The following is a 22694-nucleotide window of genomic DNA, read 5'->3' on the forward strand; positions in this document are numbered from 1 at the left end:
AGGAGAGAGATCCCATGAAGTTCACGCCGTACTGGCTCGACACCTCGACACCGGGGCCGGACAGGTCCGCCACGGAGGTGAGCGGCCACGTGGACGTGGCCGTGGTCGGGGCCGGCCTGACCGGCCTGTCGGCGGCGCTGCACCTGGCGCGGAAGGGCGCCAACGTGCACGTCCTCGAGCGGGACACCGTGGCCTTCGGTGCCTCGGGACGCAACGGCGGGATGGCGACGACCGGACTGTCGATCGGATTCCGCGACGCCGTCGCACGCTACGGCTTCCCGACAGCCAGCGCCCTCTTCCTCGCCTACAACGACGCGATCGACAGCGTCGAGAAGCTGGTGGGGGAGGAGGGGATCGACTGTGACTTCGCCCGGACGGGGAAGCTCACGCTCGCGGCGAAGCCCGCTCACTTCGACGGGCTCCGCAAGACCCACGACGTGCTGGCGGACCGGCTCGGCTATCAGACCCAGCTGGTCCCCGCGGCCGAGATGCGGTCTGAGCTGGCCAGTGATCGCTACCACGGCGCCATGGTGGACCCCAAGGGTGCTGGCCTCCACGTCGGGAAGTTCACGCGTGGCCTGGGCGAGGCGGCTGCCAGGCAGGGCGCGGTGATCCACGAGAAGGCTGCTGTCGAGGGCGTCCGCCGGCTGGGCGGCACCAAGCACGAGCTGGTGACGTCGCGGGGAACGATCCGGGCCGACCAGGTCCTGGTCGCGACGAGCGGCTACACCGGACGCCCGTTCCGGTGGCAGCAGGTCCGGATCGCCCCCGTGGGCAGCTTCATCATCGTCACGGAGCCCCTGGGCGAGGAGGTCTGCGACGAGCTGATGCCCAAGCGTCGGATGGCGTCCGACACCAAGAACCTCCTCTACTACTTCCGGATCACCCCTGACCACAGGCTGCTGTTCGGGGGTCGGGCCCGGTTCGCGATGTCGAACCCGCAGTCGGACGAGAAGAGCGGCCGGATCCTGCGGGAGGCGATGGTCTCGGTCTTCCCGCAGCTGGCGCAGACGCGGGTGGACTACTGCTGGGGCGGTCTGGTCGACATGAGCATGGACCGGATGGTCCACGCCGGCGAGCACGAGGGTCTCTTCTACTCCTTGGGCTACTCCGGGCACGGCGTGCAGATGGCCACCCACATGGGCAAGCAGATGGCCGAGTACATGAACGGAGTCGAGGACGCCAACCCCTGGCGCGACCTCACCTTCAAGCGGATCCCCGGTCACGTCGGTCCGCCGTGGTTCCTGCCCTTCGCAGGTGCCTTCTACAAGGGCCTCGACGCAGTCAAGTAGGAGCGTGTGCCGTGACTGAACGACCCGACACGAGGAGGAACCCATGGTGACCTTCCTGATCCGCAGGGCGTTGACCTTGGTGGTGACGCTGCTCGTGGTCTCCGTGCTGGCGTTCCTGATCCCCTACGCGGGGGAGGGGGACCCGGCCCGGAAGATCCTCCGGGCCCGGGTGAGCGACCCGGCGCTGGACCCGGGGCAGGTGGAGGCGCTGACGCGCGAGCTGGGCCTGGACCGGCCGCTCTACGTGCAGTACTTCGACTGGTTGCGCGAGGTGCTCAGCGGGGGCTTCGGCTACTCCTTCACCAACCGCACCCCGGTCCAGGAGCTGGTGGTGCCCGCACTGGGGGTCTCGGTCTCCCTGGCCCTGGCGTCGCTGCTGCTGGCCCTGGTCTTCGCCCTCCCGTTGGGGATCTGGGCCGCGACCGCACGCGGCGGCAAGGTCGACAACGCGGTCACGTTCATGTCGCAGAGCGCCGTCTCGGCACCGGAGTACTGGGTCGGTCCGGTGCTGGTGCTGATCTTCGCCCGCACCCTGGGCTGGTTGCCCTCAGGCGGCTGGACCGGCCCGGCGTACATCGTGCTGCCGGCGGTGGCACTGGCCCTGCGCCCGTTGGGCTATTTCACCCAGGTCACCCGGGCGGCGATGTCCGACGTGCTGGCCTCGCCCTACATCACCGCCGCGCGGAGCCGGGGGCTGAGCTATCCGCGGACCCTCGTCCGGCACGGTCTGCGCAACAGCATGCTCCCGGTGATGACGCTGTTCTCGTTCTGGTTCGCCGGGCTGCTGGGCGGCTCCGTGGTGATCGAGGTGATCTTCAACATCCCGGGAATGGGACGGCTCCTCTACACCTCGGTGGTCAACAACGACGTCCCGGTCATCCAGGGCGCCATGCTCTGGATCCTGACGCTGGCCGTGGTGATCAACACCGTCACCGACCTGCTCTACAGCGTCCTCAACCCCGCGATCCGGGTGACCAGCCATGCCTGACACGTTGATCACCCGACCGACGCCGCGACCCAATCAGCGGCCCACGCCCCTCCGGTCCGCAAGGGCCCACCGGCCGAACGTCCTCTCGCTGCTGCTGCGGGGCGCCCAGGGCCGCCACTGGACCTTCCTCGTCGGTGCGGTCCTCCTGACGGTGATCCTCGCGGTCCTGGCGCTCACGCCTTGGATCGCGCCGCACGACCCGGCTGCCCAGGACCTCGGCAACCGGCTCACCGGACCGTCCGCCGAGCACTGGTTCGGCACCGACCACCTCGGTCGCGACGTGCTCTCCCGGCTGATGTGGGGCGGGCGGTTCTCGGTGACCATCGCCGCGATCACCCTGGTGATCTGTGCCGTGACCGGCTCGGTCATCGGTGCCCTCGCCGCCCGCCGCGGAGGATGGCTCGACGAGCTGGTGATGCGCACCGTCGACGTCCTGATCTGCTTTCCCGACGTCGTCGTCGCACTCTTCCTCATCGCGCTCTTCGGCACCGGGTACGGCACCCTCATCGCCGCGCTGACCATCACCGGGTGGACGCCGTTCGCCCGGCTGATGCGCGGCCTGGCACTGGAGATCAACTCCAAGGACTACGTGGAGGCCGCCGAGGTCCTGGGATCCCCCAAGGCCTACATCGTCTTCCGCCACGTGATCCCCAACGCCTCCAGGCCCGTCGTCGCGATGGGATTCCTCCGGTTCGGGCACAAGCTCATCACCGTCGGTGCGCTCTCCTACCTCGGACTCGGCGTGCAGCCACCCGACTCCGACTGGGGCGCCATGCTCCTCGACGCTCAGCCCTACATGGAGCGGGCCGCGAGCCTCGGCGTCCTGCCCGGCGCCGCGATCTTCATCACCGCCCTGAGCGTCACCATGATCGGACAGGGCCTGGAGCTCAAGAAGCGCCGCAAGCGCGCGAGCAAGGGCTCCGCCACCCCCGTGCCGCCCCCCGGCACTGCTGTCGTAGAGGGAGAATCCGTGTGAACGCCAAGACAGCATCGGCCGCCGCCGCGATCCCGCGGGCCACGTTCGCCTCGATCGTGACCGAGCGCTTGCGCGCCGACATCGTCGACGGGACGTTGGAGCCGGGCTCGCAGCTGAGCGAGGTGGAGCTCGCGGCAAGCTTCGGCGTGAGCCGTGGCCCGGTCCGGGAGGCGCTGCAACGGTTGGTGCAGGAAGGACTGCTGCTCAGCGAGCCCCACCGCGGCGTGTTCGTCCCCGTGCTGACCGACGAGGACGTGCACGATGTGTACGTCGCTCGTGAGGCGCTGGAGTCGGCGGCCGTCCGTTCGATCATCGCGAGCGGATCGACGGACGTCGCGTCCACGTCGCTCGACCGCTTCGTCGCGCAGATGGAGCAGGCTGAGGCGGCGGGGGACTGGCAGACGGTCGGCAACGTCGACCTGGAGTTCCACGTGGCCCTGGTGGATGCCACCAGCAGCCCGCGGCTGAAGCGCATGTTCACCACTGTCATCTCCGAGACCCGCCTGTGCCTGGGCGTCCTGACCGCGGCCGAAGCACGCGACGATCTCGTGGAGGAGCACCGGCTCATCTCCGAGGCCATCAGGGAGGGCGACACCGAGAGGGCCCTCGCCGTCCTCAAGAAGCACTTCGACGACGCGGTCGCCACGCTCTCGGCGCGACAAGGGCATGCGCCAGCGAGCGCGAAGAACGGGGAGGAAGTCTCATGACCAAGGTGCTGAAGCAGGAGCGGCCGCCGAGCGAGGCACTCAGCGCAGAGCTTCTCCTGGACATCCGCGGGCTCCGGGTGGACTTCCCGGATGTGCCCGGTGCGCCTGCCATCGACGGCATGGACCTGACGATCAATCGTGGTGAGATCGTGGCCCTGGTGGGCGAGTCCGGGTCGGGCAAGAGCCTGACGGCGTTGACGATGATGGGCCTGCTGCCTCCGGGAGCGGAGGTGATCGGCGGGGAGGCCCGCCTCGACGGTGAGGACGTCCTGTCGATGGGGTCGGCTCGTCGCAACGAGGTCCGGGGCAACAAGGTGGCGATGCTCTTCCAGCAGCCCAAGGTGATGCTCGACCCCACCGCGCGGGTGGGCAGCCAGGTCGCGGAGTCCTTGCGACGGCACCGCAAGGTCGGTCGGCGCGAGGCGAAGGCGCGAGTGGTGGAGATGCTGCGTGACGTCGGCATCCCGGAGCCGGCCCGGCGCGCGGCCTCGTTCGCCTACCAGCTCTCAGGCGGCATGGCCCAGCGGGTGATGATCGCCGCGGCGCTGAGCGCGGACCCGGAGCTGTTGATCGCCGACGAGCCGACCACGGCCCTGGACGTCACCGTGCAGGCCCAGATCCTCGACCTGCTCAAGCACAAGCGCGACGAGCTGGGCCTGTCGATCCTGCTGATCACCCACGACCTCGGGATCGTCTCGACGATGGCCGACCGGGTGGCGGTGATGTACGCCGGCCGGATCGTGGAGAACGGCACGACCGAGGACATCTTCAACGACCCGCAGCACCCCTACACCCAGGCGCTGCTCAAGGCATCGCTGCTGGAGGCCGAGCGCGGGCAGCTGTTCTCGATCCCGGGCAGCGTCGTCCAGGCGCGTGCCCTGGAGCACGGGTGCCGGTTCCTCCCACGGTGTCCGGTGGCCGCCCAGCTCGGCCTCACGGACATGTGCCGTGGCGAGGAGCCGACCCTGCACACGTGCGGGGAGCACGAGCACCACAGTCGATGCTATGCATCCCGAGAGCACGTGGAGGCAGGATGACCACCAGCATCCCCCTGAGCCACCCAGTGGACTACCCCACGGGGCAGGAGCCGGCCGAGCCGCTGCTCTCGCTGCAGGAACTGGTCAAGCACTACCCGGCGGGCAAGGGCAAGCTGGTCCACTCGGTCGACGGGGTGTCCCTCTCGGTCCGCAAGGGCGAGGTGCTGGGCCTGGTCGGTGAGTCCGGCTGCGGCAAGTCCACCCTGGCCCGGACCGTCCTGCGTGCCGTGGACGCCACGGACGGCCACATCGTCTTCGACGGTGAGGACATCACCGGCGTCAAGGGCAAGCGGCTCAAGGAGCTGCGCCGCTCGATGCAGTTCGTCTTCCAGGACCCCTACGGCGCCTTCGACCCGAAGATGACCCTGGGCACGAGCCTGGAGGCGCCGCTGCGCCACCACGGGATGAGGGACCGGGACCAGCGTCGGGAGCGGATGCTCGAGATGCTCGATCGCGTCGGGCTCGAGGAGGCGATCCTCGAGCGCCGTCCGAGCGAGTGCTCCGGCGGCCAGCTGCAGCGCATGGTGATCGCCCGGGCTCTGCTGCTCAAGCCGAGGTTCCTCATCTGCGACGAGCCGACCTCGGCGCTGGACGCCTCGATCCGGGCCCAGATCCTCAACCTGCTGGTCGAGCTGAAGGAACAGCTCGACCTCACGCTGGTGCTGATCTCGCACGACCTGAGGGTGGTGCGCTACCTGTGCGACCGGGTGGCGGTGATGTACCTCGGCAAGATCGTCGAGGTGGCCCCCCGCGACGAGCTGTTCACCAACCCGCGGCACCCCTACACCCGGGTCCTGCTCGCCGCTTCGCTGGCCGAGCAGGCGGGCGCGGAGGGCAACGCGATGGTCTCCCGACTGCGTGGCGAGCCACCGAGTCCGATCGACGTACCCTCCGGGTGCCGGTTCCACCCCCGCTGCCCGATCGCCCAGGACATCTGCAGCAGTGTCGTGCCCGAGGTCGCCCGACCCGGCGACGACCACACCGTGTCCTGCCACTTCTGGGACCGGATCGACGAGCTCTCCATCCCATCACCCACCGACGGAAAGGCAGCTCCGCGATGAGTGACGACCACACCGGCGGGCACGGACACGGACACGGACACAGCCACGGACCGAGCGCCGCCGACGCCCTGAGCGCAGGCGCCCGCTACAAGCGCCCGCTGACGTACGCCTTCGTCCTCACTGCCTCCTTCGTCGCGGTCGAGTTCGCCGCCGCCCTCATCTCCGGCTCGCTCGCCCTGCTCTCCGACGCCGGCCACATGCTCTCGGACGCCGGCGGCCTGGGCATGTCGCTCGCGGCGATCACCCTGGCGACCGGTGGGACCGCCGCGGTGCATCGCACGTTCGGCTGGTACCGACTGGAGATCCTGGCGTCGCTGGCCAACACCCTCCTGCTGTTCGGGGTCGCCGGATACGTCATGTACGAAGCCGTCCACCGGCTGCAGGACCCGCCCGAGGTCTCCACGACGCCGATGATCGTGGTCGCCGTCGTGGGTCTGGTCATCAACCTGATCTGCTTCCGGCTGCTCCAGGCCGGGGCCAAGGAGAGCCTCAACCTGCGCGGCGCCTACCTCGAGGTCGTCGCGGACGCCGTCGGATCCGTCGGGGTGCTCGTCGGTGCCGCCGTCATCGCGGCCACCTCGTGGTACTGGGTCGACTCGGTGATCGCGGTGGGCATCGGCCTGTTCATCCTTCCCCGCGCCTACCACCTCGGCCGCGACTCCCTGCGCATCCTCGTCGAGTCCGCGCCCTCCCATGTCGAGGTGGACCACGTGACACGTGACCTCCAGCAGCTCGACGGCGTCGTGGAGGTCCACGACCTGCACGTGTGGACGATCACCTCCGGGATGGACGCCGTCAGCGTCCACCTGCAGGTCCGACCCGGCTCCGACACCCACGCCGTGCTCGACCAGGCCCGCGACCTCCTGCGCGATCACCACCACATCTCCCATGCCACCGTCCAGGTCGAGCCCACCGACCACACCGGCTGCAAGGAAGTGCTCTGGTGACCCCACCCCGGGCCCGGGTGGAGCAGGACTTCCTGGGGGAGAAGGCGATTCCGCCCGGCGCCTACTGGGGCGTGCACACGGCGCGGGCCCTGGAGAACTTCACCGCCAGTGGCACACCGATCTCGGTCCATCCCACCTTGGTGGCGGGGCTCGGCTCGGTCAAGCTCGCAGCCGTCCGCGCGAACATGGAGCTCGGGCTCCTCGACCCCCTGCGCGCCAACGCGATCGAACGCGCCTGTCAGGACGTCCGGCAGGGTGCGCTCGACGACCAGTTCGTGGTCGACGTGCTCCAGGGAGGTGCCGGCACGTCGACCAACATGAACGCCAACGAGGTGATCGCCAACCGCGCGCTGGAGCTGCTCGGGCTACCAGCCGGCAGCTACGACGAGGTCCACCCGCTCGACCACGTGAACCGCAGCCAGAGCACCAACGACGTCTATCCCACGGCGTTGCGGCTCGGCCTGCTCGGTGCGCTCGACGGCCTGTCGGCGTCCGTGCACCTGCTGGCCGAGGCGTGCGAGGCCAAGTCGCGACAGTTCTGGTCCGTGCCCAAGGTGGGGCGCACCCAGCTGCAGGACGCGGTGCCGATGACCGTGGGCCAGGAGTTCGCCGCGTGGGCGGCGACCCTCGTCGAGGAGCAGGCGCGCATCGTGGACTCGCGGGCGCTGCTGCGCGAGATCAACCTCGGAGCGACCGCGATCGGGACCGGCATCACCGCACCGCCGGAGTACCGCGAGTCCGTGTGCCGCCACCTGTGCGACATCACTGGCCGCCCGATGGTCGGGGCGTCCAACCTCGTCGAGGCCACGTCCGACACCGGTGTCTTCGTCCAGCTCTCCGGCGTGCTCAAGCGTACTGCCGTCAAGGTGTCGAAGATCTGCAACGACCTCCGGCTGCTCTCGTCCGGACCGCAGGCGGGTCTCGGCGAGCTGCGCCTCCCAGCGCGCCAGGCCGGATCCAGCATCATGCCGGGCAAGGTCAACCCGGTGATCCCGGAGATGGTCAACCAGGTCGCGTTCAGCGTGATCGGCAACGATGTCACGGTGACCATGGCCGCCGAGGCCGGGCAGCTGCAGCTCAACGCCTTCGAGCCGGTCATCGGCCACAACCTGCTCCAGGGGATCGCCTGGATGACCACGGCGTTCCGGACGCTGGCGGAGCTCTGCATCGACGGGGTCGAGGTCAATCTCGAGCACCTGCAGGCCTCCACCGCGCGGAGCGTCGGCATCGTGACGGCTCTCACCCCCCATCTGGGCTACGCCGCCGCCGCCGACATCGCGAAGGCCGCGCTGGCCGGTGAGGGACGGGTCCGCGAGCTGGTGATGGCGACCGGCCTGGTCGAGGCCGATCAGCTGGATGTCCTCCTGCACCCCGAGCGCCTCGCCGGTCTCACGCTCAGCACCCCTCCTCCGACCGTCGGCTGACGACGCAGGCCGGAGGTCTCACCATGAGAAGGATCGTGGTCGTCGGCGGATCGCTCGCCGGCCACGGGGCGGCGCGGGTCCTCCGTGCCCAGGGGTACGACGGGGAGCTGGTCGTGGTCGGGGGCGAGCGGCACCGGCCCTACGACCGCTACCCGCTCTCCAAGGCGTACCTCACCAGGTCGGTCGACCGGGCCGGTCTGGCCATCGACGATCCGCCGGCCGATGTGGTCTGGCGTCTCGGCGAACGCGCCGTGCGCCTGGACCTCGCCGGGCGCCAGGTCGTCCTGGACGACCGGACGAGGATCGGCTTCGACGGTCTGGTGGTCGCGTCCGGAGCCCGGCCTCGTGACATCGACCTGGTCGAGGGGGTGCAGGGCGCCTTCGTGATGCGCACCATCGAGGACGCCGAGACGTTCCGGTCCAGCCTCGAGTCGGGAACACGCCGCGTGGTCGTCGTCGGTGGTGGGCTGATCGGGGCCGAGGTCGCCGCGCACGCGGTGCACCAGGGTCACCACACGACCATGGTCGATCCCTCCGACCTCCCGACCGCCCGGGCCGTCGGCCGGCCTGTCGCCGAGCACCTGCAGCGCCTCCACGAAGCCGCCGGAGTGCACCTGCGGAACCGGACGCGCATGAGGACCCTCGACGTGAGGGCCGGCTCGGTCACCGGGGTGGTCCTCGACGACGGGAGCCGGCTGCCGGCCGACGTGGTGATGATGGCGACCGGCACGACGCCGAACGTCGAGTGGCTCCGAGGCAGCGGTCTGCACGCGTCCGGCGGCTTGGCGTGTACGCCCACCCTGCACGCGCGCGGCAGCGATCGCGTCGTCGGGGCGGGGGACGTCGTCCGTGTCCCCCAGCCACTGCTCGACGGGGAGGCGCCGCGGGTCGAGCACTGGGCGAGCACCCTGGCCCACGCGGAGCTTGCCGCAGCGAATCTGCTCGCCGGCCCCGAGAGGGCTCGTCCACTCACCGCCCTGCCCACCTTCGGCACCACGATCCACGGCGCCCGTGTCCGCGCGGTGGGGTTCCCCCAGGCCGCGGACCGCAGCCGGGTGGTGTGGGGGTCGGTTGAGGCCGGGCAGGCGTTGGTCGCGCTGGCCCGGGGGAGACAGGTCGTCGCCGTCGTCTCGCTCGCCGCCCACGACCACCTTCCCTCGCTGGTCGGTCAGCTGTCACCCGGGACGTCGCTCGACGACGTGATCGGCACTGACGTCCCCCTCACGTCCGGTCAGCCTTCGCCCAAGCGGAGCGGGCCAGCAGTCGCAGGCCGTTGAGACCCACGACCATCGTGGAGCCCTCGTGGCCGGCGACGCCCAGCGGCAGGGGCAGGAACCATGCGATGTCCCAGATCACCAGCACGGTGATGACTGTCGCGGCGAAGGCGAGGTTCGCCTTCACCACGCGGTGGGCACGCCAGGACATGCCGATGACCTTGGGCAGCGTGGCGAGCTCGTCCCGGACGATCACCGCGTCAGCGGTCTCGAGCGCCAGATCGGATCCGTGACGGCCCATCGCGACCCCGAGCTCCGCAGCGGCCATGGCGGGGGCGTCGTTGACACCGTCTCCCACGAAGAGCACGCGATGGCCCTGCTCCTGGAGCCGGCGAACCTCCGTCACCTTGCCGTCGGGCAGGAGAGCGGCGCGGACGTCCGAGATGCCGACCTCCTCGGCCAAGCGGCGTGCGGCGCGCTCGTTGTCGCCGGTGAGCAGGACGGGGCTGCGTCCGGTCATGGCAGTCAGCTTGGCGACCGCCTCCCGGGCACCGGGCCGCAGCTGGTCGGCCAGCGCCAGCACTCCGACCGGGAGGGCGTCGACGATGACGACGACGGCCGTCCGACCGGCTTCCTCCAGGTCGCTCACCAGCGCGCGGGCTTGGGCCACGTGCTCGGCAGAGGTGTCGTCGAGCTCGTCCAGCAGAGCGGGGGAGCCGACCCGCACCCTCGCGCCCTCGACCGTGGCGGTGACGCCCCGGCCGGGGGTCGAGGTGAAGTCCTCGCTGTGCGGCACCGGCAGGTCGCGTTCATGTGCAGCGGCGACGAGTGCACGCGCGAGCGGGTGTTCACTGGGCCGTTCGGCAGCAGCTGCGTACGAGGTCACGCGCTCGAGGCTCATGCCCGCTGCCGGGACCGGCTCGATCTCCGAGACGCGAGGTGTGCCCTGCGTGAGCGTGCCGGTCTTGTCGAACGCGACCAGGTCCGTCGTGCCGAACTTCTCCAGCGCGACCGCGGACTTGACGAGGACGCCGTGGCGGCCCGCGTTGGCGATCGTGGACAACAGAGGGGGCATGGTCGCCAGCACCACGGCGCACGGCGAGGCCACGATCATGAACGTCATGGCGCGGAGCAGCGTGGGTTCGAAGGCCGCCCCGAGTGCCAGCGGGATCCCGAACAGCGCGAGCGTGGCGACCACGACGCCGACGGAGTAGCGCTGCTCCACCTTCTCGATGAAGAGCTGGGTGCGCGCCTTGGTCTCCGAGGCCTCCTCCACCAGGGTCACGATGCGAGCGACGACCGAGTCCGCGGCTGCCCGGTTCACGCTCACGCGGAGTGATCCGGTGCCGTTGAGCGTACCGGCGAAGACCTCGTCGCCCACTGTCCTGGCGACGGGCAACGGCTCGCCCGTGATCGACGCCTGGTCGACCTCACTGAGGCCCTCGACCACCTCCCCATCGGCACCGACCCGTTCGCCCGGCCGGACCAGGACGACGTCCCCGACCTCCAGGTCCGCCGTGTCGACGACCTCTTCCTCGCCGGACTCGGTCAACCTGGTCGCTCGTTCCGGGGCCAGGTCGAGGAGTGCCCGCACCGAGTCAGCCGTACGGCGGGTGACGAAGGCCTCCAGGGCTCCCGACGTGGCGAAGATGACGATGAGGAGTGCGCCGTCGAACACCTGGCCGATGGACGCGGCGAGCAACGCCGCGACGATCATCAGGATGTCGACGTCGAGCGTCCTCCCCTTCAGCGCCTGCAGGCCGGACAGGGCCGGCTCCCAGCCGCCCGTCACGTAGCAGGCCAGGTACAGCGTCCACCAGACCGGTGCCGGGGCGCCGAGGAGCTGGCTCACTGCGCCGGCAGCGAACAGGGCTGTGGCCAGTGCGGCCCACCGAACCTCCGACAACGACAGCACCGACCACAGCCGGGACCGTCGGTTGCGGGTCGGGGACGGGCCTGCGGGCGTGACGTCGTCACGCGTCACCGACAAGGTGGAGGTCATGGCATTCCTTCGCGACGGGCTGCGGACGGTGCCGTGACGCTAATACATGAAGATATGTTCATGCAAGCGCAGAAGGGTGTATGCTGCTCGACATGGGTCACGGAGCAGGGGGGCGCGAGCCGAGCTCGTCGCGTCTGGACCTCGCCGCGGCGAAGTCGGTCGCCACCACGCTGCAAGCACTCGCCACTCCCAGCCGACTCATGATCCTCGGTCGCCTGCGCGAGGGCTCTGCCACCGTCGGGGACCTGGCAGAGGCCGTCCAGATGGAGCAGTCGGCGGTCTCCCACCAGCTCCGACTGCTGCGCAACCTGGGTCTCGTCGACGGTGTTCGCCAGGGACGCAGCATCGTGTACTCGCTCTACGACAATCACGTGGCCGAGCTCCTCGACCAGGCCGTCTACCACGCCGAGCACCTCCGCCTGGGGGCCGTCGATCGAGGGACCGAGACCGGTTAGACCCGCCGGAGGGTTCAGGCAGCCGGTCGGATCGCCTCCGCCTCGTGGTCGGTCAGTGGCTGGAACCGGCGTAGTCGGAGGCTGTTGGTCACCACGAAGACCGACGAGAACGCCATCGCTGCGCCCGCGAGCATCGGGTTGAGAAGTCCCGCCGCGGCGAGCGGGAGCGCCGCGACGTTGTAGGCGAACGCCCAGAAGAGGTTGCCCTTGATCGTGGCCAACGTGCGCCGGGAGAGCCGGATGGCGTCTGCCGTCACACGCAGGTCACCCCGGACCAGCGTGAGGTCGCTGGCCTCGATCGCGACGTCCGTGCCGGTGCCCATCGAGAGGCCGAGGTCGGCCTGGGCCAGGGCGGCCGCGTCGTTGACGCCGTCGCCGACCATCGCCACGACCCTGCCCTCGGACTGCAGTCGCTTGACGACGTCGACCTTGTCGGAGGGGAGGACGTCGGCGATGACGGTGTCATCCGTCTCCTCGATGCCCACCTCGCGGGCCACCGTCCGTGCGGTTGCCTCGTTGTCGCCGGTCAGGAGCACGGGCGTGAGACCGAGCGCGCGGAGCTGCGCGATGGCCTCGGCCGAGGTCGGCTTGATCGCGTCGGCGACGACGAGCACGCCGCGGGCCTTGCCGTCCCATCCGACCGCGATGGCGGTGGCGCCCTGTGCCTGCGCCTTCGAGAAGGCCCGTTCCAGGTCCACGGGCAGAGCCTGGGACCACTCCTCGAGCAGTCGCGGCCGGCCGACGAGCACGGCGTGGCTGCGATCGTCCTCGACGACCACGCCCTGCACGCCCAGTCCCTCGACGTTGGCGAAGTCCTCGACCTTGGGCAGCCGGCCGCTCGCGTCCCGGGCGGCGACGGCGACGGCCTTGGCGATGGGGTGCTCCGACGCGTCCTCGAGCGCTCCTGCGAGCCTGAGCACCTCGTCACGGTCCTCGCCGGCGGCGGCGACCACGTCGAGCAGGGTCATCTGTCCCGTGGTCACCGTGCCCGTCTTGTCGAGCACGATGGTGTCGATCCTGCGCGTCGACTCCAGGACCTCGGGACCCTTGATCAGGATGCCGAGCTGGGCGCCGCGGCCCGTCCCGACCATCAGGGCGGTCGGCGTCGCGAGGCCGAGGGCGCAGGGGCAGGCGATGATCAGCACGGCAACGGCCGCGGTGAACGCCGGCGACAGCCCGCCGCCCGTCCCGACCCAGAACCCGAGGGTGGCTGCGGCGAGCACGATGACGATGGGGACGAAGATGCCCGAGACCCGGTCGGCCAGTCGCTGGACCTCGGCCTTGCCGTTCTGGGCGTCCTCGACCAGCCGGGCCATCTGGGCCAGCTGCGTGTCCGTACCGATCCGGGAGGCGCGTACGACGAGGCGACCGCCGGCGTTGACGGTGGCGCCGACCACCGGGTCGCCCGGGGCGACCTCGACCGGGACGGACTCGCCGGTCAGCATCGAGGCGTCGACGGCCGAGGTGCCCTCCTCGATCACGCCGTCGGTCGCGATCTTCTCGCCGGGGCGGACGACGAAGCGCATGCCGACAGCCAGCTGGTCGGTCGGGATGCGCTCCTCGACCTCGCCGTTCGGGCCGTCGCGCAGGACGGCCACGTCCTTGGCGCCGAGCTCGAGCAGGGCGCGGAGGGCGGCGCCGGCGCGACGCTTGGAGCGGGCCTCGAAGTAGCGACCGGCCAGGATGAAGGTGGTCACGCCCGCCGCGGCCTCGAGGTAGATGTTGGCCGATCCGTCGGTGCGGGCCACCGACAGCTCGAACTCGTGGGTCATCCCCGGCAGGCCGGCCGTGCCCCAGAACAGCGCGTAGAGCGACCAGCCGAGCGCGGCGAGCGTGCCGAGGGAGACCAGGGTGTCCATCGTCGACGTGCCGTGCCGCAGGTTGACCCAGGCAGCCCGGTGGAACGGCCAGGCTCCCCAGAGGACGACGGGGGCGGCAAGCGTGAGGCTGAGCCACTGCCAGTTGGTGAACTGCCAGGCCGGGACCATCGCCATGGCGATGACAGGAACCGTCAGCACCGCGGAGAGGACCAGGCGCTGACGTAGTGAGCGGGTCGGGTCGGTGACCTCGTCGTCGCTCCCTGGCTGTGCGTCCGCGGTCGCGGGCCGGGGGAGGGTGGCGCCGTAGCCCGCCTCCTCCACCGTCCGGACCAGGTCTGCCGGGTCGAGATCCTCCGGGAAGGCGACCTTGGCCTTCTCGGTGGCGTAGTTGACGGTGGCCGTGACGCCGTCGAGCTTGTTCAGCTTGCGCTCGATGCGGTTGGCGCACGAGGCGCAGGTCATGCCACTGATCTCGAGCTCGACCTGCGCGGTCGAGGTCGGCAGGCCGGGTGAACCCGTGATCGAGCTCATCTGCTTCTCCTTGTCCCTGGTCTCAGTGTGCGTCGTCGTCGTCGTGCCCGCCACCGGACTCCTGGTCGGAGTCGTCCTCGGTGGGGGTGGTGTCGGCGGACCCCTGCAGCGTGAATGCGGCGGTCCGCACGACGCCCTCGTGCTTGAAGTCGAGGAAGAGGTGGTAGCGGTCCGGGCTCGGGACCTGCGCGTAGAAGACCACCTCGGGCCCGGGCTCGGTCTCTCCGTCGTCGGGGCTCCCCTCGGGGTGCACGTGCAGGTAGGCGAGGTCGCCGGCCCGCAGCGCCACCAGGTGGCCGTACGCCCCGAGGTAGGGCTCGAGGTCGGTGACCGGCTCGCCGTCGCGCGTCACGGTCAAGGTGAGCTCGGCCTCCGCGCCTGCCTCGAGATCGCCCTCGAGGGTGACCGTGTAGTCGTCGACGGTGGCGGTCGTGGAGTCGGTGGTGGGTGCCTCGGCCGGATCGACCCTTCCGGGCACGACGAGGTCGTTGCCCAGCGTGAGCGCCTCGGCGCCGGTGGCCTTGAAGTCGGCGAACAGCCGCCATGCTCCCGGGGTCAGGTCGAGGTCGATGCTCCAGGTGCCGTCCGGGGCCATCTCCGGGTGGACGTGCTGGAACCCCGTGAAGTCGCGTCGGACGGCGATGAGGTGGAGATCCTCCTCGTGCTCCTCGTCGTACTCCGTGACCGGTTCACCGTCGGGGCCCAGGATCGTGAAGGACACCGGGACGCCGCGGCCGGGGGAGGCGGCGGCGCTCTCGAGGCGGAAGGTGAAGCCGTCCTGGGAGACCATCAGGCCCTTGGGGATGTCAGAGGTCCCCGACATGTCCATGTCACCCATGCCCTCGACGTCGTCCGAGCCGTCCTCGCTGGCCTCGTCCATGTCGCCGTGGTCGGCGACGGCGACCTCGACCGGCCCGACCGCGCGCCCGATCCCGACGGCACTGGCGAACACCACGGCCAATGCGACGAGGAATCCGAGGATCTTCACCGTGACGCTCATGCGAGGTGGTACCCCGCTTCCTCCACCGCGGCGCGGACCGCGGCCTCGTCGACCGCCTCGGAGCTGGTGATCGTGAGGCTGCCGGACTCCAGGACGACGTCGACGTCCTCGATGCCCGGGATCTCCTGGACCTCTTCGGTGACCGAGGCGACGCAGTGACCACAGGTCATGCCGGTCACGGTGTAGGTCTGGGTGGTGCTCATGGGGGACTCCTTTTCGGTGGATCAGGAACGGACGAGGCGTGCGATGGCCGCGGACGCCTCGGCGAGCTTCTGCTCCGCCTCGGGTCCACCGGCGACGGCGGCTTCCACCACGCAATGGTGCAGGTGCTCGTCGAGCAGCCCCAGGGCCACGGACTCGAGCGCGGACGTCATGGCCGCGACCTGGGTCAGGATGTCGATGCAGTACTTGTCCTCGTCGACCATCCGCTGGAGGCCGCGGGCCTGTCCCTCGATGCGCCGCAGTCGACGCTGGAAGTCAGCCTTGCGCGGGCTGTAGCCAGGATGCTGGATCGCCTCGGACACTTCTTCCACCTCGTTCGACGAAGCTGTTCACTGTCGAGATACGATACCCCCCTAGTGTATCTGAGTCAACTCCTTCTCTGTCCGTGCAGACCTCTCCAATACCGGTACCGGGTACAGTTCAGTCGACCGGACTGCCGCCGGAGAACCGCGCACACGGAAGATGAGGCACATGACCGAGACGCCGCACCAGCACGGCTACCTCCAGCGCAAGGACGACTACGTCCGGCGACTCCGCCGGATCGAGGGGCAGGCACGAGGGCTGCAGCGCATGGTGGAGGACGAGAAGTACTGCATCGACATCCTGACCCAGATCTCCGCCATCACGAAGGCGCTGGAGTCGGTGGCGCTCGGCCTGCTGGAGGAGCACCTGAGCCATTGCGTGGTCGACGCCGCTGCCGCCGGCGGCGATGAGGGCGCCGCCAAGCTGAAGGAGGCCACCGACGCGATCGCGCGACTGGTCCGCTCCTGATCTGGCCGACCGGGGGTGGATCGGGCCGGTTCGCGGTCCGCGTCAGGCCGCTCCGCCGTCAGCGTCCTCGCACGCGGTGGGCTGGTCCTGGCTGCTCCACTGGGTGCGCTTGTGGCTCGAGTCGCAGAACGGTTGGTTCGCCGAGCGCCCGCACCGGCACAGCAGCACGATGCGCTGCCCGGTGAGGTCGTACTCCTCCCCGTCGGGATCGAGCAGCCTGAACGTGCCCTTCACCTGCAGCGGGCCGTTGCGAACCGCCTTGACGCTCGTCGGGCGTGGCGCTGGCGGTGGGGTGGCGTCGGTCATGGGTGGCACGTCCTCCATGTGTCGTCCGGGTTCGGCATGATGAATGTCGTGGCACACCATACCGGGGGAGGGTATTAAGTCAACAACAGCGTCTCTTGACAGAATACGGTAGGGGGGTAGCCTATGAAGGACTGGCCGCAGTTCCGCGCGGCATGACCTGAGGAGAGAACCCCGCATGAGCACGAGCCCTGCCACCTACACCGTCGTCGGCATGACCTGCAACGGGTGCGTCACCAAGGTGACCAACGCCGTCACCGAGATCGAGGGCGTCGACGACGTCGACGTGGACGTCTCCGACGGCACCCTCGAGGTGTTCGGCGAGGCGGATGACGCTGCCATTCGCGCGGCCGTCGCGAAGGTCGGCTACAAGATCGCCGACTGACGTCTCGTGGTCCTGTCCCGGGCCGCAGCGATCGTGCACAGGGAGGGGCCGCCGCGGGCGGGCCCCTCCCCGTGCACGTCAGGCTGCGTCGTCGGAACGTCCTGAGGCAGCGACCTCCTCGACGACGGCTGCGTGGACGTGGAGCATCCGCGCGAAGAGGCCGTCGCCTCGGGTGAACTTCAACTGCAGCTCGCCGCCAGCGGCGACTGCGTCCTTGGTGCCGTCGAAGAAGGCGGTTCCCTGGTCGGGGGTCTTGTCGGTCTTGTCGTCGGGGTAGAGCGGGTTGATCGTGTTCTCGATCTTGGGCCACAAGGCCCGTGCCGCCTCAGTGGACTCGAACTCCATGATCAGCACCACGGTGTCCGGCAGCAGCTCGCCGGCCACCTCCTCGAGCACGGAGCCGCCGAGGTAGCCGGGGTGTCCGTCGAGGGAGCGGAGCCACTCGACGAGGTACTTCCTGGCCTCGTCTCCGTGGCCGGGCTTGGCGACGTTGATGAAGATGTCGCGACGCTGCATGTGCTTCCTTTCGTTGGGTTGCGGCCGGAGCCGCGGGTTGCGGGGTGGTCTTCAGATCCCCAGGAGTCCGGCCAGGCCAGCGATGTCGCTGACCTCGTGATAGCCGTAGTAGGGCGTGCTCGGCTCGTAGCCTCGGTTGACGTAGACCTTGTTGGTCACCCGCAGGTCGTGCGCGGGCATGAGGTCGTAGCGCAGGCTGGACGAGACGTGCAGGATGTCGCCCGGGCCGCAGCCGAGCTCGTCGAGCATGTACTCGAACGCTTGGAGGCGGGGCTTGTAGGCCCCGGCCTGCTCCGCGGTGAAGACCGAGTGGAAGGGTGCGCCGAGCTTGTCGACGTTGTGCATGATCTGCTCGTCGGCGGCGTTGGACAGGATCACCAGGGGGAATCTGTCGGCCAGTGCCGCCAACGGCTCGGGCACGTCCGGGTGGGGGCCCCAGGACGGCACCGACTCGTAGATCGCCTCCCCGTCGCTGTCCCGGTGCTCGATGCCCCACAACGTGGCGGTCCGGGCGAGGGCGTCGTTGATCACCCGGTGGTACGGCTTGTACGCACCGAGGACCTCGTCGCCGCGGAAGGCCTCGAAGTCATCGAGGAAGTCCTCCATCTTCTCGCCGGGGACCCGGTCGGCGAGCAGCTCCCGGGTGATCGCGGACATGCCGAAGGCGGTCAGGGTGCCGTAGCAGTCGAAGGTGATGAACTTGGGCTGGAGGTCGATCATCTGCAGTGCTCCTAGGTAGGTCTCGCTACTCGGTTGGTGAGGAATGTCTGCGCTGTGCGCCCGATGGGCGCAGCCCGTCATCGGTGCTCCGCGGTCACGAGGACGCGCCGCGTTTGCGGGCGAGGTACTCCTGGCGTGCCTGGGCGCTGGTGTGGTGATGGGTCAGCTCGTGCAGCTCGGGGGGCTCGACCCCGTCCACGACGGGGTTGACGTGGACGACGACGTTCTCGACGTGGGCCACCGAGTGCAGCACCTGGTGCTCGATCTCCTCGGCCAGGGTGTGGCTCTCCAGCACGGTGAGGCGGGAGTCCACGGCGATGTTGGCGTCGACCTCCATCCGGTGGCCGCTCCAGCGGGCGCGGACCCGCCCCACGCTGACGACGCCGGGGGTGGAGGCGATGACGTCGGTGATGCGGTCGATGACACCGTCCTCGACGCCGTCCATGAGCCGACGGATGGTGATCCGCAGCGAGCTGAACAGGATGCCCAGGATCGCTGCGGCGATGAAGAAGCCGATGATGGCGTCGGCCTGGGGGAACCCGAGCCACACGCCGATGACTCCGATGACCACGGCGATCGAGGTGAGGCCGTCGGCGCGGGCGTGCTGTCCCTCGGCGATGAGGGCGGCCGATCCGATCCTCCTGCCTGCGCGGATCCGGTAGATGGCGACGAGCTCGTTGCCGGCGGCGCCGACGAGGCCGGCAGCGAAGACCCACCACAGGTTGGTCAGCTCACGCGGGTTCAGCAGGGCGTCGACCGACTCCCAGATGATCAGCGCCGCCGAGAGGGCGATGATCAGCGAGATGAAGAGGCCGACCAGGTCCTCGGCGCGACGGTAGCCGTAGCTGTACCGCTTGCTGGCGGCGCGCTGGCCGATCCGGAACGCGATGATCAGCGGGATCGTGGTGGCGGCGTGACCCACGTTGTGGAGGGTGTCGGCCAGGAGCGCGATCGACCCTGAGATCGCCACGATGACGATCTGCAGGATCGCGGTCGCGCCCATCCCGGCCAGGCCGATCCAGGCCGCCCGGATGCCCTGGCTGCTGGACTCCTCCGCCGACTGGATCGCCTCGTTCGAGTCGTGCGCGTGCGGCACCAGGGCGTGCTTGATCTTCGCCCAGACGCCCGATCCGTGCTCGTGGTCGTGGCCATGGCCGTGGTCGTGGTCGTGGCCCCCGTGGTCGTGGCCGTGGCCGTGGCCGTGGTCGTGGCCGTGGTCGTGGCCGTGGTCGTGGCCGTGCCTGTGGTCATGGTCGTGGTCGTGGTCCCCGGAGTGAGGTTCGGTCGTGCGGTCGGGGTGCGGGTGCGGGTGCGTCATGGGGTGGTGCCCTTGTCCTTCTCTGCTCCGGACGGTGGCATCGGCGGTGATGCCGCGCCGTGGTTCGTCACGTGAGGTTGGTTGTGATGTATCACAAACCGTATTACGGTCTCCCCCAGATAAGTCAACCCTCAGAAGGACTGCCTTTGAGCCCAGCACCCAGGTCTCCCTCCGACGCGCGTAGCAGCCGCAGCGGGACGGATGAGGCATACGAGTCCCTCAAGCGCCGGATCCTGCTCTGCGAGCTGGCCCCCGGCGAAGAGCTGCGCGAGGCGGCCCTCGCCGAGAGCACCGGCATAGGGCGGACCCCTGTCCGCGAAGCGCTTCGCCGACTGGTGCAGGAGGGGTTCGTGGACGTACGCCCCCGCCAGGGGTACCGAGTCTCACCGATCACCCTCGGCAGCGTGCACGACGTCTTCGAGCTCAGGCTGTTGCTCGAGCCGGCCGCGGTCGAGCTCGCCATCCAGCGTGCTCCCCGAGAAGCGATCACGGCGCTGCACGACCTCGCCCATGCCCAGTACGTGCACGGCGACCAGGAGAGCTACGAACGCTTCATCGTCGACAACCTCGACCTGCACGTTCGGATCGCCGAGATCAGCGGCAACCAACGTCTGGCACACATGCTTCGCAACTTGCTCGAGGAGATGCAACGCCTGTTCTTCCTGAGCCTCGACGCACGCGACAGCAGCATCGAGCAGATGCATGAGCACCACGAGCTCTATGACGCCATGCTCGCCGGCGACGTCGAGAGCGCGCGTCGGATCGTGGTCGAGCAGATCGAGCAGAGCCGCCAGCGGGTGATCGACGCCCTGGTGACCCGTGTGGTCGGAGGGACCGCACCCCCGGGGCTGGCGGGCGTGTCGGCGGACCCACGCCGCCCCGCGACCCGGTCCTGAGGGCGGGCCGCGCCCGCTCAGCCCCAGCCGAGTGGGAAGACCTCGAACGTCGCCGCGTGCGTGACGCCGAGGCCCTGTCCGCCGCCGCGCAGGATGCCGTCGAGGAACTCCTCGGGGTCCCAGCCCTCCCAGCCGAGGCCCTCGATGTAGGCCCGGTGCTCCTTGAGCGAGTCGACGCCCGCGGCGAACGTGTCGGTCACGTCGACGGCGTGGGTCGCCTGCGGTGACCCGCCCGCCCACACGGCGCGTACGCCGCCCCACGGCTCGAGGCCGTCGACCAGCTGCTCGGGGAAGACCCACCGGTTGCCCGCGTCGCGCACGGCGTCGAGCAGCGCCTTGCCGACGGCGATGTGGTCGGCCTGGTTGAGGTTCGTCCCTCCGAATGTCTCGCGGAAGTTGATCGTCATCGCGATGTCGGGGCGCTGCTCGCGCACGACCTGCGCGATCGATCGCCTCAGCTCCACGCCGTACTCCAGGATGCCGTCGGGCAGGCGCAGGAACACCACCTCGTCGACACCGACGGCGGCCGCGGAGGCGACCTCCTCGGCCTCACGCAGCGGACCGCACTCGGCGGGGTGGACCCCGTCGATCCCGGCCTCGCCGCTGGTCACCATGCAGTAGACGACGCGCTTGCCCTGCGCGGTCCACCTGGCCACCGCGGCGGCGGCGCCGTACTCGACGTCGTCGGGGTGGGCGACCACGAAGAGTGCGGTCTCCCAGTCCTCCGGGAGCGGCTCGAAGGACGGGGGACCGGGGCGCTCGTCGTTCATGTCCCGAGCATGGCACCGCAGCGCGCGGTGTGTCTGCTCGTCAGGCCATCACGCCGACGGCCTGGGGCGCGAAGCCGGGGAACACCTGCGCGACGGAGACGCCGAACCGTCTCGTGACGACCTCAGCCAGCACGCTGCGGTAGTCGGTGGTCACCAGCAGGTCGCCGTCCAGCGTGTCGTGCAGACCGGGCCACGAGCCGTAGTAGCGCCCGCCCCTCACCCCGGCACCGGCGACGAACATGACGTTGCCGAAGCCGTGGTCGGTGCCGTAGTCGTCGTTCTCCTTGACGCGGCGGCCGAACTCGCTGAGCGTCACCAGCGTGACCCGGTCGGCGGCGGGTCCGAGGTCGGCGAAGAAGGCGGCGATCGACGAGGCGAGGTCGCCGGCATTGCGCTTCATGTCCCCCCACTCGAGCGTGCCCGCGTCGGTGTGCATGTCCCAGTCGCCCTGGTCGACGGTGATCACCTCGGCCCCCACGCCGGAGCGGACGATGCGCGAGACGTCGGAGAGCGCCTTGCCCAGCCCGGTGCCGGGGTACGCCGGAGTGGGCGTGCCCGCTGAGGTGTCCCGGGCGAGCCCGAAGGTCTCCGCGCCGGAGATCGCGTCGCGCACCGCACGGCTCATGGGGCTGCTGCCGGTCCAGGCGTGCCTGAGGGAGGCGAGCCGTCGCCCGTCCTCCTCCGTGCCGGACACCTTGGCGTTGTCGACACGGTTCACGACGAAGGCGGGGTGGGCGCCGAAGAGCGAGGTCGGGACCTGGTTGCCCATCGCGGTGCCCTGCAGCGGGGAGGTGCCGGGCAGCTCGCCGAGCAGCCGGTTGAGCCAGCCGTTGCGCTCGGACGAGCCGGGCGCGGCGTCCTCGATCGCCTCCATCGCGGCGAAGTGCGAGCGGTTGGGGGTGGCCATCCCGGTGGCGTGGACCGCCGCGAGGGTGCCGGAGTTCCACATCGGCACGAGCGGGGCGAGGGCCGGGTGCAGGCCGAACATCGCGTCCGCGGCGAGCAGCGACGCCGCCGGGATGGCGAGGCGGGGCCGGGCCGCGTAGTAGACGGGGTCCGCGTGGGGGACGACCAGGGACAGGCCGTCGGCGGCACCGCGCAGGGACAGCAGCACCAGCACGGAGCCGCCGGGCGCCGCGAGCGCCGTCGCGGTGCGGCCGGTGACGGCGTACGCCTGTGGACCCGTGCCCGCCAGGGAGGGGCCGAGGGCGACGGCGCCTCCGGCCAGGGCAGTCCCGACGAGCCGGCGCCGGCTCAGCGCCAGGCGTGCCTCGTCGAAGTCGGGGCAACCGCAGGAGCGGGAGGTCCGGCCGGGGGAGGTGGTCTCGTGAGTCGTCAT

The 22694-nt window shown here is 70.1% G+C and carries 24 protein-coding genes; 13 read left to right on the forward strand and 11 right to left on the reverse strand.

Going from position 1 to position 22694, the window contains the following annotated elements; genetic code table 11:
* The first annotated feature begins 14 nt into the window (after positions 1 to 14).
* Genes EXE59_RS15535 through EXE59_RS15575 form a run of 9 tightly spaced genes read left to right on the forward strand, consistent with a single transcriptional unit; the run spans position 15 to position 9709 of the window.
* Complete coding sequence (locus EXE59_RS15535) at positions 15 to 1292, forward strand: NAD(P)/FAD-dependent oxidoreductase (RefSeq protein ID WP_135839712.1); 1278 nt, start codon at positions 15 to 17, stop codon at positions 1290 to 1292.
* A gap of 43 nt (positions 1293 to 1335) precedes the next feature.
* Positions 1336 to 2280: an ABC transporter permease gene (locus EXE59_RS15540; RefSeq protein WP_135839713.1), complete on the forward strand. Its 945-nt coding sequence runs from the start codon at positions 1336 to 1338 to the stop codon at positions 2278 to 2280.
* The gene (locus tag EXE59_RS15545; RefSeq protein ID WP_135839714.1) at positions 2273 to 3256 is read left to right on the forward strand and encodes an ABC transporter permease; all 984 of its coding nucleotides are present in this window, start codon (positions 2273 to 2275) and stop codon (positions 3254 to 3256) included. The genes EXE59_RS15540 and EXE59_RS15545 overlap by 8 nt, the downstream gene beginning before the upstream one ends.
* On the forward strand, positions 3253 to 3963 hold the full coding sequence (locus EXE59_RS15550) for a GntR family transcriptional regulator (protein ID WP_135839715.1): 711 nt from the start codon (positions 3253 to 3255) through the stop codon (positions 3961 to 3963). The genes EXE59_RS15545 and EXE59_RS15550 overlap by 4 nt, the downstream gene beginning before the upstream one ends.
* Positions 3960 to 5000, forward strand: a complete 1041-nt coding sequence (locus EXE59_RS15555) for an ABC transporter ATP-binding protein (protein WP_135839716.1) — start codon at positions 3960 to 3962, stop codon at positions 4998 to 5000. Before EXE59_RS15550 ends, EXE59_RS15555 begins: the two co-directional genes overlap by 4 nt.
* Positions 4997 to 6061: an ABC transporter ATP-binding protein gene (locus EXE59_RS15560; RefSeq protein WP_135839717.1), complete on the forward strand. Its 1065-nt coding sequence runs from the start codon at positions 4997 to 4999 to the stop codon at positions 6059 to 6061. The genes EXE59_RS15555 and EXE59_RS15560 overlap by 4 nt, the downstream gene beginning before the upstream one ends.
* The gene (locus tag EXE59_RS15565) at positions 6058 to 7008 is read left to right on the forward strand and encodes a cation diffusion facilitator family transporter (RefSeq protein ID WP_135839718.1); all 951 of its coding nucleotides are present in this window, start codon (positions 6058 to 6060) and stop codon (positions 7006 to 7008) included. Before EXE59_RS15560 ends, EXE59_RS15565 begins: the two co-directional genes overlap by 4 nt.
* Positions 7005 to 8432 carry an aspartate ammonia-lyase gene (locus EXE59_RS15570; protein WP_210429031.1) on the forward strand — a complete coding sequence of 476 codons (1428 nt, stop codon included), beginning with the start codon at positions 7005 to 7007 and terminating at the stop codon, positions 8430 to 8432. Before EXE59_RS15565 ends, EXE59_RS15570 begins: the two co-directional genes overlap by 4 nt.
* Positions 8433 to 8455: 23 nt before the next feature.
* Positions 8456 to 9709: an NAD(P)/FAD-dependent oxidoreductase gene (locus tag EXE59_RS15575; protein ID WP_135839719.1), complete on the forward strand. Its 1254-nt coding sequence runs from the start codon at positions 8456 to 8458 to the stop codon at positions 9707 to 9709.
* Here the strand turns inward: EXE59_RS15575 and EXE59_RS15580 are convergent.
* Positions 9654 to 11648, reverse strand: coding sequence for a heavy metal translocating P-type ATPase (locus EXE59_RS15580; RefSeq protein WP_135839720.1), 1995 nt, complete (start codon positions 11646 to 11648; stop codon positions 9654 to 9656). The two genes, EXE59_RS15575 and EXE59_RS15580, sit on opposite strands and share 56 nt — an antisense overlap.
* 92 nt (positions 11649 to 11740) lie before the next feature.
* Between EXE59_RS15580 and EXE59_RS15585 the strand changes: the two genes are divergently transcribed.
* Positions 11741 to 12103 carry an ArsR/SmtB family transcription factor gene (locus tag EXE59_RS15585; protein WP_135839721.1) on the forward strand — a complete coding sequence of 121 codons (363 nt, stop codon included), beginning with the start codon at positions 11741 to 11743 and terminating at the stop codon, positions 12101 to 12103.
* Positions 12104 to 12117: 14 nt separating this feature from the next.
* On the opposite strand, the gene EXE59_RS15590 is transcribed toward EXE59_RS15585, so the two are convergent.
* Genes EXE59_RS15590 through EXE59_RS15605 form a run of 4 tightly spaced genes read right to left on the reverse strand, consistent with a single transcriptional unit; the run spans position 12118 to position 15978 of the window.
* Positions 12118 to 14454 carry a heavy metal translocating P-type ATPase gene (locus tag EXE59_RS15590; RefSeq protein ID WP_135839722.1) on the reverse strand — a complete coding sequence of 779 codons (2337 nt, stop codon included), beginning with the start codon at positions 14452 to 14454 and terminating at the stop codon, positions 12118 to 12120.
* A gap of 22 nt (positions 14455 to 14476) precedes the next feature.
* Positions 14477 to 15454 (reverse strand): hypothetical protein, encoded by a 978-nt coding sequence (locus EXE59_RS15595; protein ID WP_135839723.1) that lies wholly within the window; start codon positions 15452 to 15454, stop codon positions 14477 to 14479.
* Positions 15451 to 15657, reverse strand: coding sequence for a heavy-metal-associated domain-containing protein (locus EXE59_RS15600; protein ID WP_135839724.1), 207 nt, complete (start codon positions 15655 to 15657; stop codon positions 15451 to 15453). Before EXE59_RS15600 ends, EXE59_RS15595 begins: the two co-directional genes overlap by 4 nt.
* Positions 15658 to 15678: 21 nt before the next feature.
* Positions 15679 to 15978, reverse strand: coding sequence for a metal-sensitive transcriptional regulator (locus tag EXE59_RS15605; protein WP_135839725.1), 300 nt, complete (start codon positions 15976 to 15978; stop codon positions 15679 to 15681).
* 169 nt (positions 15979 to 16147) lie between these two features.
* Here EXE59_RS15605 and EXE59_RS15610 point away from each other — a divergent pair, with 169 nt between their 5' ends.
* Positions 16148 to 16447 carry a metal-sensitive transcriptional regulator gene (locus EXE59_RS15610; RefSeq protein ID WP_135839726.1) on the forward strand — a complete coding sequence of 100 codons (300 nt, stop codon included), beginning with the start codon at positions 16148 to 16150 and terminating at the stop codon, positions 16445 to 16447.
* Positions 16448 to 16489: 42 nt separating this feature from the next.
* On the opposite strand, the gene EXE59_RS15615 is transcribed toward EXE59_RS15610, so the two are convergent.
* On the reverse strand, positions 16490 to 16753 hold the full coding sequence (locus EXE59_RS15615; RefSeq protein WP_135839727.1) for a CDGSH iron-sulfur domain-containing protein: 264 nt from the start codon (positions 16751 to 16753) through the stop codon (positions 16490 to 16492).
* A 175-nt stretch (positions 16754 to 16928) separates the two neighbouring features.
* Here EXE59_RS15615 and EXE59_RS15620 point away from each other — a divergent pair, with 175 nt between their 5' ends.
* A complete protein-coding gene (locus tag EXE59_RS15620) occupies positions 16929 to 17135 on the forward strand; it encodes a heavy-metal-associated domain-containing protein (protein ID WP_135839728.1) in 207 nt (68 codons plus the stop codon).
* A 78-nt stretch (positions 17136 to 17213) separates the two neighbouring features.
* Here EXE59_RS15620 and EXE59_RS15625 read toward each other — a convergent pair whose 3' ends face one another.
* The 3 genes from EXE59_RS15625 to EXE59_RS15635 all read right to left on the reverse strand — a co-directional run bounded on the left by EXE59_RS15625 (position 17214) and on the right by EXE59_RS15635 (position 19689).
* A complete protein-coding gene (locus EXE59_RS15625) occupies positions 17214 to 17651 on the reverse strand; it encodes a hypothetical protein (RefSeq protein ID WP_135839729.1) in 438 nt (145 codons plus the stop codon).
* Between the two features lie 51 nt (positions 17652 to 17702).
* On the reverse strand, positions 17703 to 18371 hold the full coding sequence (locus EXE59_RS15630) for a haloacid dehalogenase type II (RefSeq protein WP_135839730.1): 669 nt from the start codon (positions 18369 to 18371) through the stop codon (positions 17703 to 17705).
* A gap of 94 nt (positions 18372 to 18465) precedes the next feature.
* Positions 18466 to 19689 carry a cation diffusion facilitator family transporter gene (locus EXE59_RS15635; protein ID WP_135839731.1) on the reverse strand — a complete coding sequence of 408 codons (1224 nt, stop codon included), beginning with the start codon at positions 19687 to 19689 and terminating at the stop codon, positions 18466 to 18468.
* A 146-nt stretch (positions 19690 to 19835) separates the two neighbouring features.
* On the opposite strand from EXE59_RS15635, the gene EXE59_RS15640 reads away from it, so the two are divergent.
* Positions 19836 to 20585 (forward strand): GntR family transcriptional regulator, encoded by a 750-nt coding sequence (locus EXE59_RS15640; RefSeq protein WP_210429032.1) that lies wholly within the window; start codon positions 19836 to 19838, stop codon positions 20583 to 20585.
* Positions 20586 to 20602: 17 nt separating this feature from the next.
* Here EXE59_RS15640 and EXE59_RS15645 read toward each other — a convergent pair whose 3' ends face one another.
* Positions 20603 to 21355, reverse strand: coding sequence for a PIG-L deacetylase family protein (locus EXE59_RS15645; RefSeq protein ID WP_135839732.1), 753 nt, complete (start codon positions 21353 to 21355; stop codon positions 20603 to 20605).
* A 40-nt stretch (positions 21356 to 21395) separates the two neighbouring features.
* Complete coding sequence (locus EXE59_RS15650; RefSeq protein ID WP_135839733.1) at positions 21396 to 22694, reverse strand: DUF1501 domain-containing protein; 1299 nt, start codon at positions 22692 to 22694, stop codon at positions 21396 to 21398.

It is taken from the genome of Nocardioides eburneiflavus (genome assembly GCF_004785795.1).
GTDB lineage: Bacteria > Actinomycetota > Actinomycetes > Propionibacteriales > Nocardioidaceae > Nocardioides > Nocardioides eburneiflavus.

Bases quoted from the DNA above. Each gene is read 5' to 3' on its own strand.
- EXE59_RS15645 (WP_135839732.1), bottom strand. From the start codon at position 21,355: ATGAACGACGAGCGCCCCGGTCCCCCGTCCTTCGAGCCGCTCCCGGAG.
- EXE59_RS15565 (WP_135839718.1), top strand. From the start codon at position 6,058: ATGAGTGACGACCACACCGGCGGGCACGGACACGGACACGGACACAGC.
- EXE59_RS15650 (WP_135839733.1), bottom strand. From the start codon at position 22,694: ATGACGACTCACGAGACCACCTCCCCCGGCCGGACCTCCCGCTCCTGC.
- EXE59_RS15555 (WP_135839716.1), top strand. From the start codon at position 3,960: ATGACCAAGGTGCTGAAGCAGGAGCGGCCGCCGAGCGAGGCACTCAGC.
- EXE59_RS15575 (WP_135839719.1), top strand. From the start codon at position 8,456: ATGAGAAGGATCGTGGTCGTCGGCGGATCGCTCGCCGGCCACGGGGCG.
- EXE59_RS15615 (WP_135839727.1), bottom strand. From the start codon at position 16,753: ATGACCGACGCCACCCCACCGCCAGCGCCACGCCCGACGAGCGTCAAG.
- EXE59_RS15585 (WP_135839721.1), top strand. From the start codon at position 11,741: ATGGGTCACGGAGCAGGGGGGCGCGAGCCGAGCTCGTCGCGTCTGGAC.
- EXE59_RS15545 (WP_135839714.1), top strand. From the start codon at position 2,273: ATGCCTGACACGTTGATCACCCGACCGACGCCGCGACCCAATCAGCGG.
- EXE59_RS15620 (WP_135839728.1), top strand. From the start codon at position 16,929: ATGAGCACGAGCCCTGCCACCTACACCGTCGTCGGCATGACCTGCAAC.
- EXE59_RS15535 (WP_135839712.1), top strand. From the start codon at position 15: ATGAAGTTCACGCCGTACTGGCTCGACACCTCGACACCGGGGCCGGAC.
- EXE59_RS15625 (WP_135839729.1), bottom strand. From the start codon at position 17,651: ATGCAGCGTCGCGACATCTTCATCAACGTCGCCAAGCCCGGCCACGGA.
- EXE59_RS15630 (WP_135839730.1), bottom strand. From the start codon at position 18,371: ATGATCGACCTCCAGCCCAAGTTCATCACCTTCGACTGCTACGGCACC.
- EXE59_RS15595 (WP_135839723.1), bottom strand. From the start codon at position 15,454: ATGAGCGTCACGGTGAAGATCCTCGGATTCCTCGTCGCATTGGCCGTG.
- EXE59_RS15580 (WP_135839720.1), bottom strand. From the start codon at position 11,648: ATGACCTCCACCTTGTCGGTGACGCGTGACGACGTCACGCCCGCAGGC.
- EXE59_RS15540 (WP_135839713.1), top strand. From the start codon at position 1,336: ATGGTGACCTTCCTGATCCGCAGGGCGTTGACCTTGGTGGTGACGCTG.
- EXE59_RS15600 (WP_135839724.1), bottom strand. From the start codon at position 15,657: ATGAGCACCACCCAGACCTACACCGTGACCGGCATGACCTGTGGTCAC.
- EXE59_RS15590 (WP_135839722.1), bottom strand. From the start codon at position 14,454: ATGAGCTCGATCACGGGTTCACCCGGCCTGCCGACCTCGACCGCGCAG.
- EXE59_RS15610 (WP_135839726.1), top strand. From the start codon at position 16,148: ATGACCGAGACGCCGCACCAGCACGGCTACCTCCAGCGCAAGGACGAC.
- EXE59_RS15635 (WP_135839731.1), bottom strand. From the start codon at position 19,689: ATGACGCACCCGCACCCGCACCCCGACCGCACGACCGAACCTCACTCC.
- EXE59_RS15560 (WP_135839717.1), top strand. From the start codon at position 4,997: ATGACCACCAGCATCCCCCTGAGCCACCCAGTGGACTACCCCACGGGG.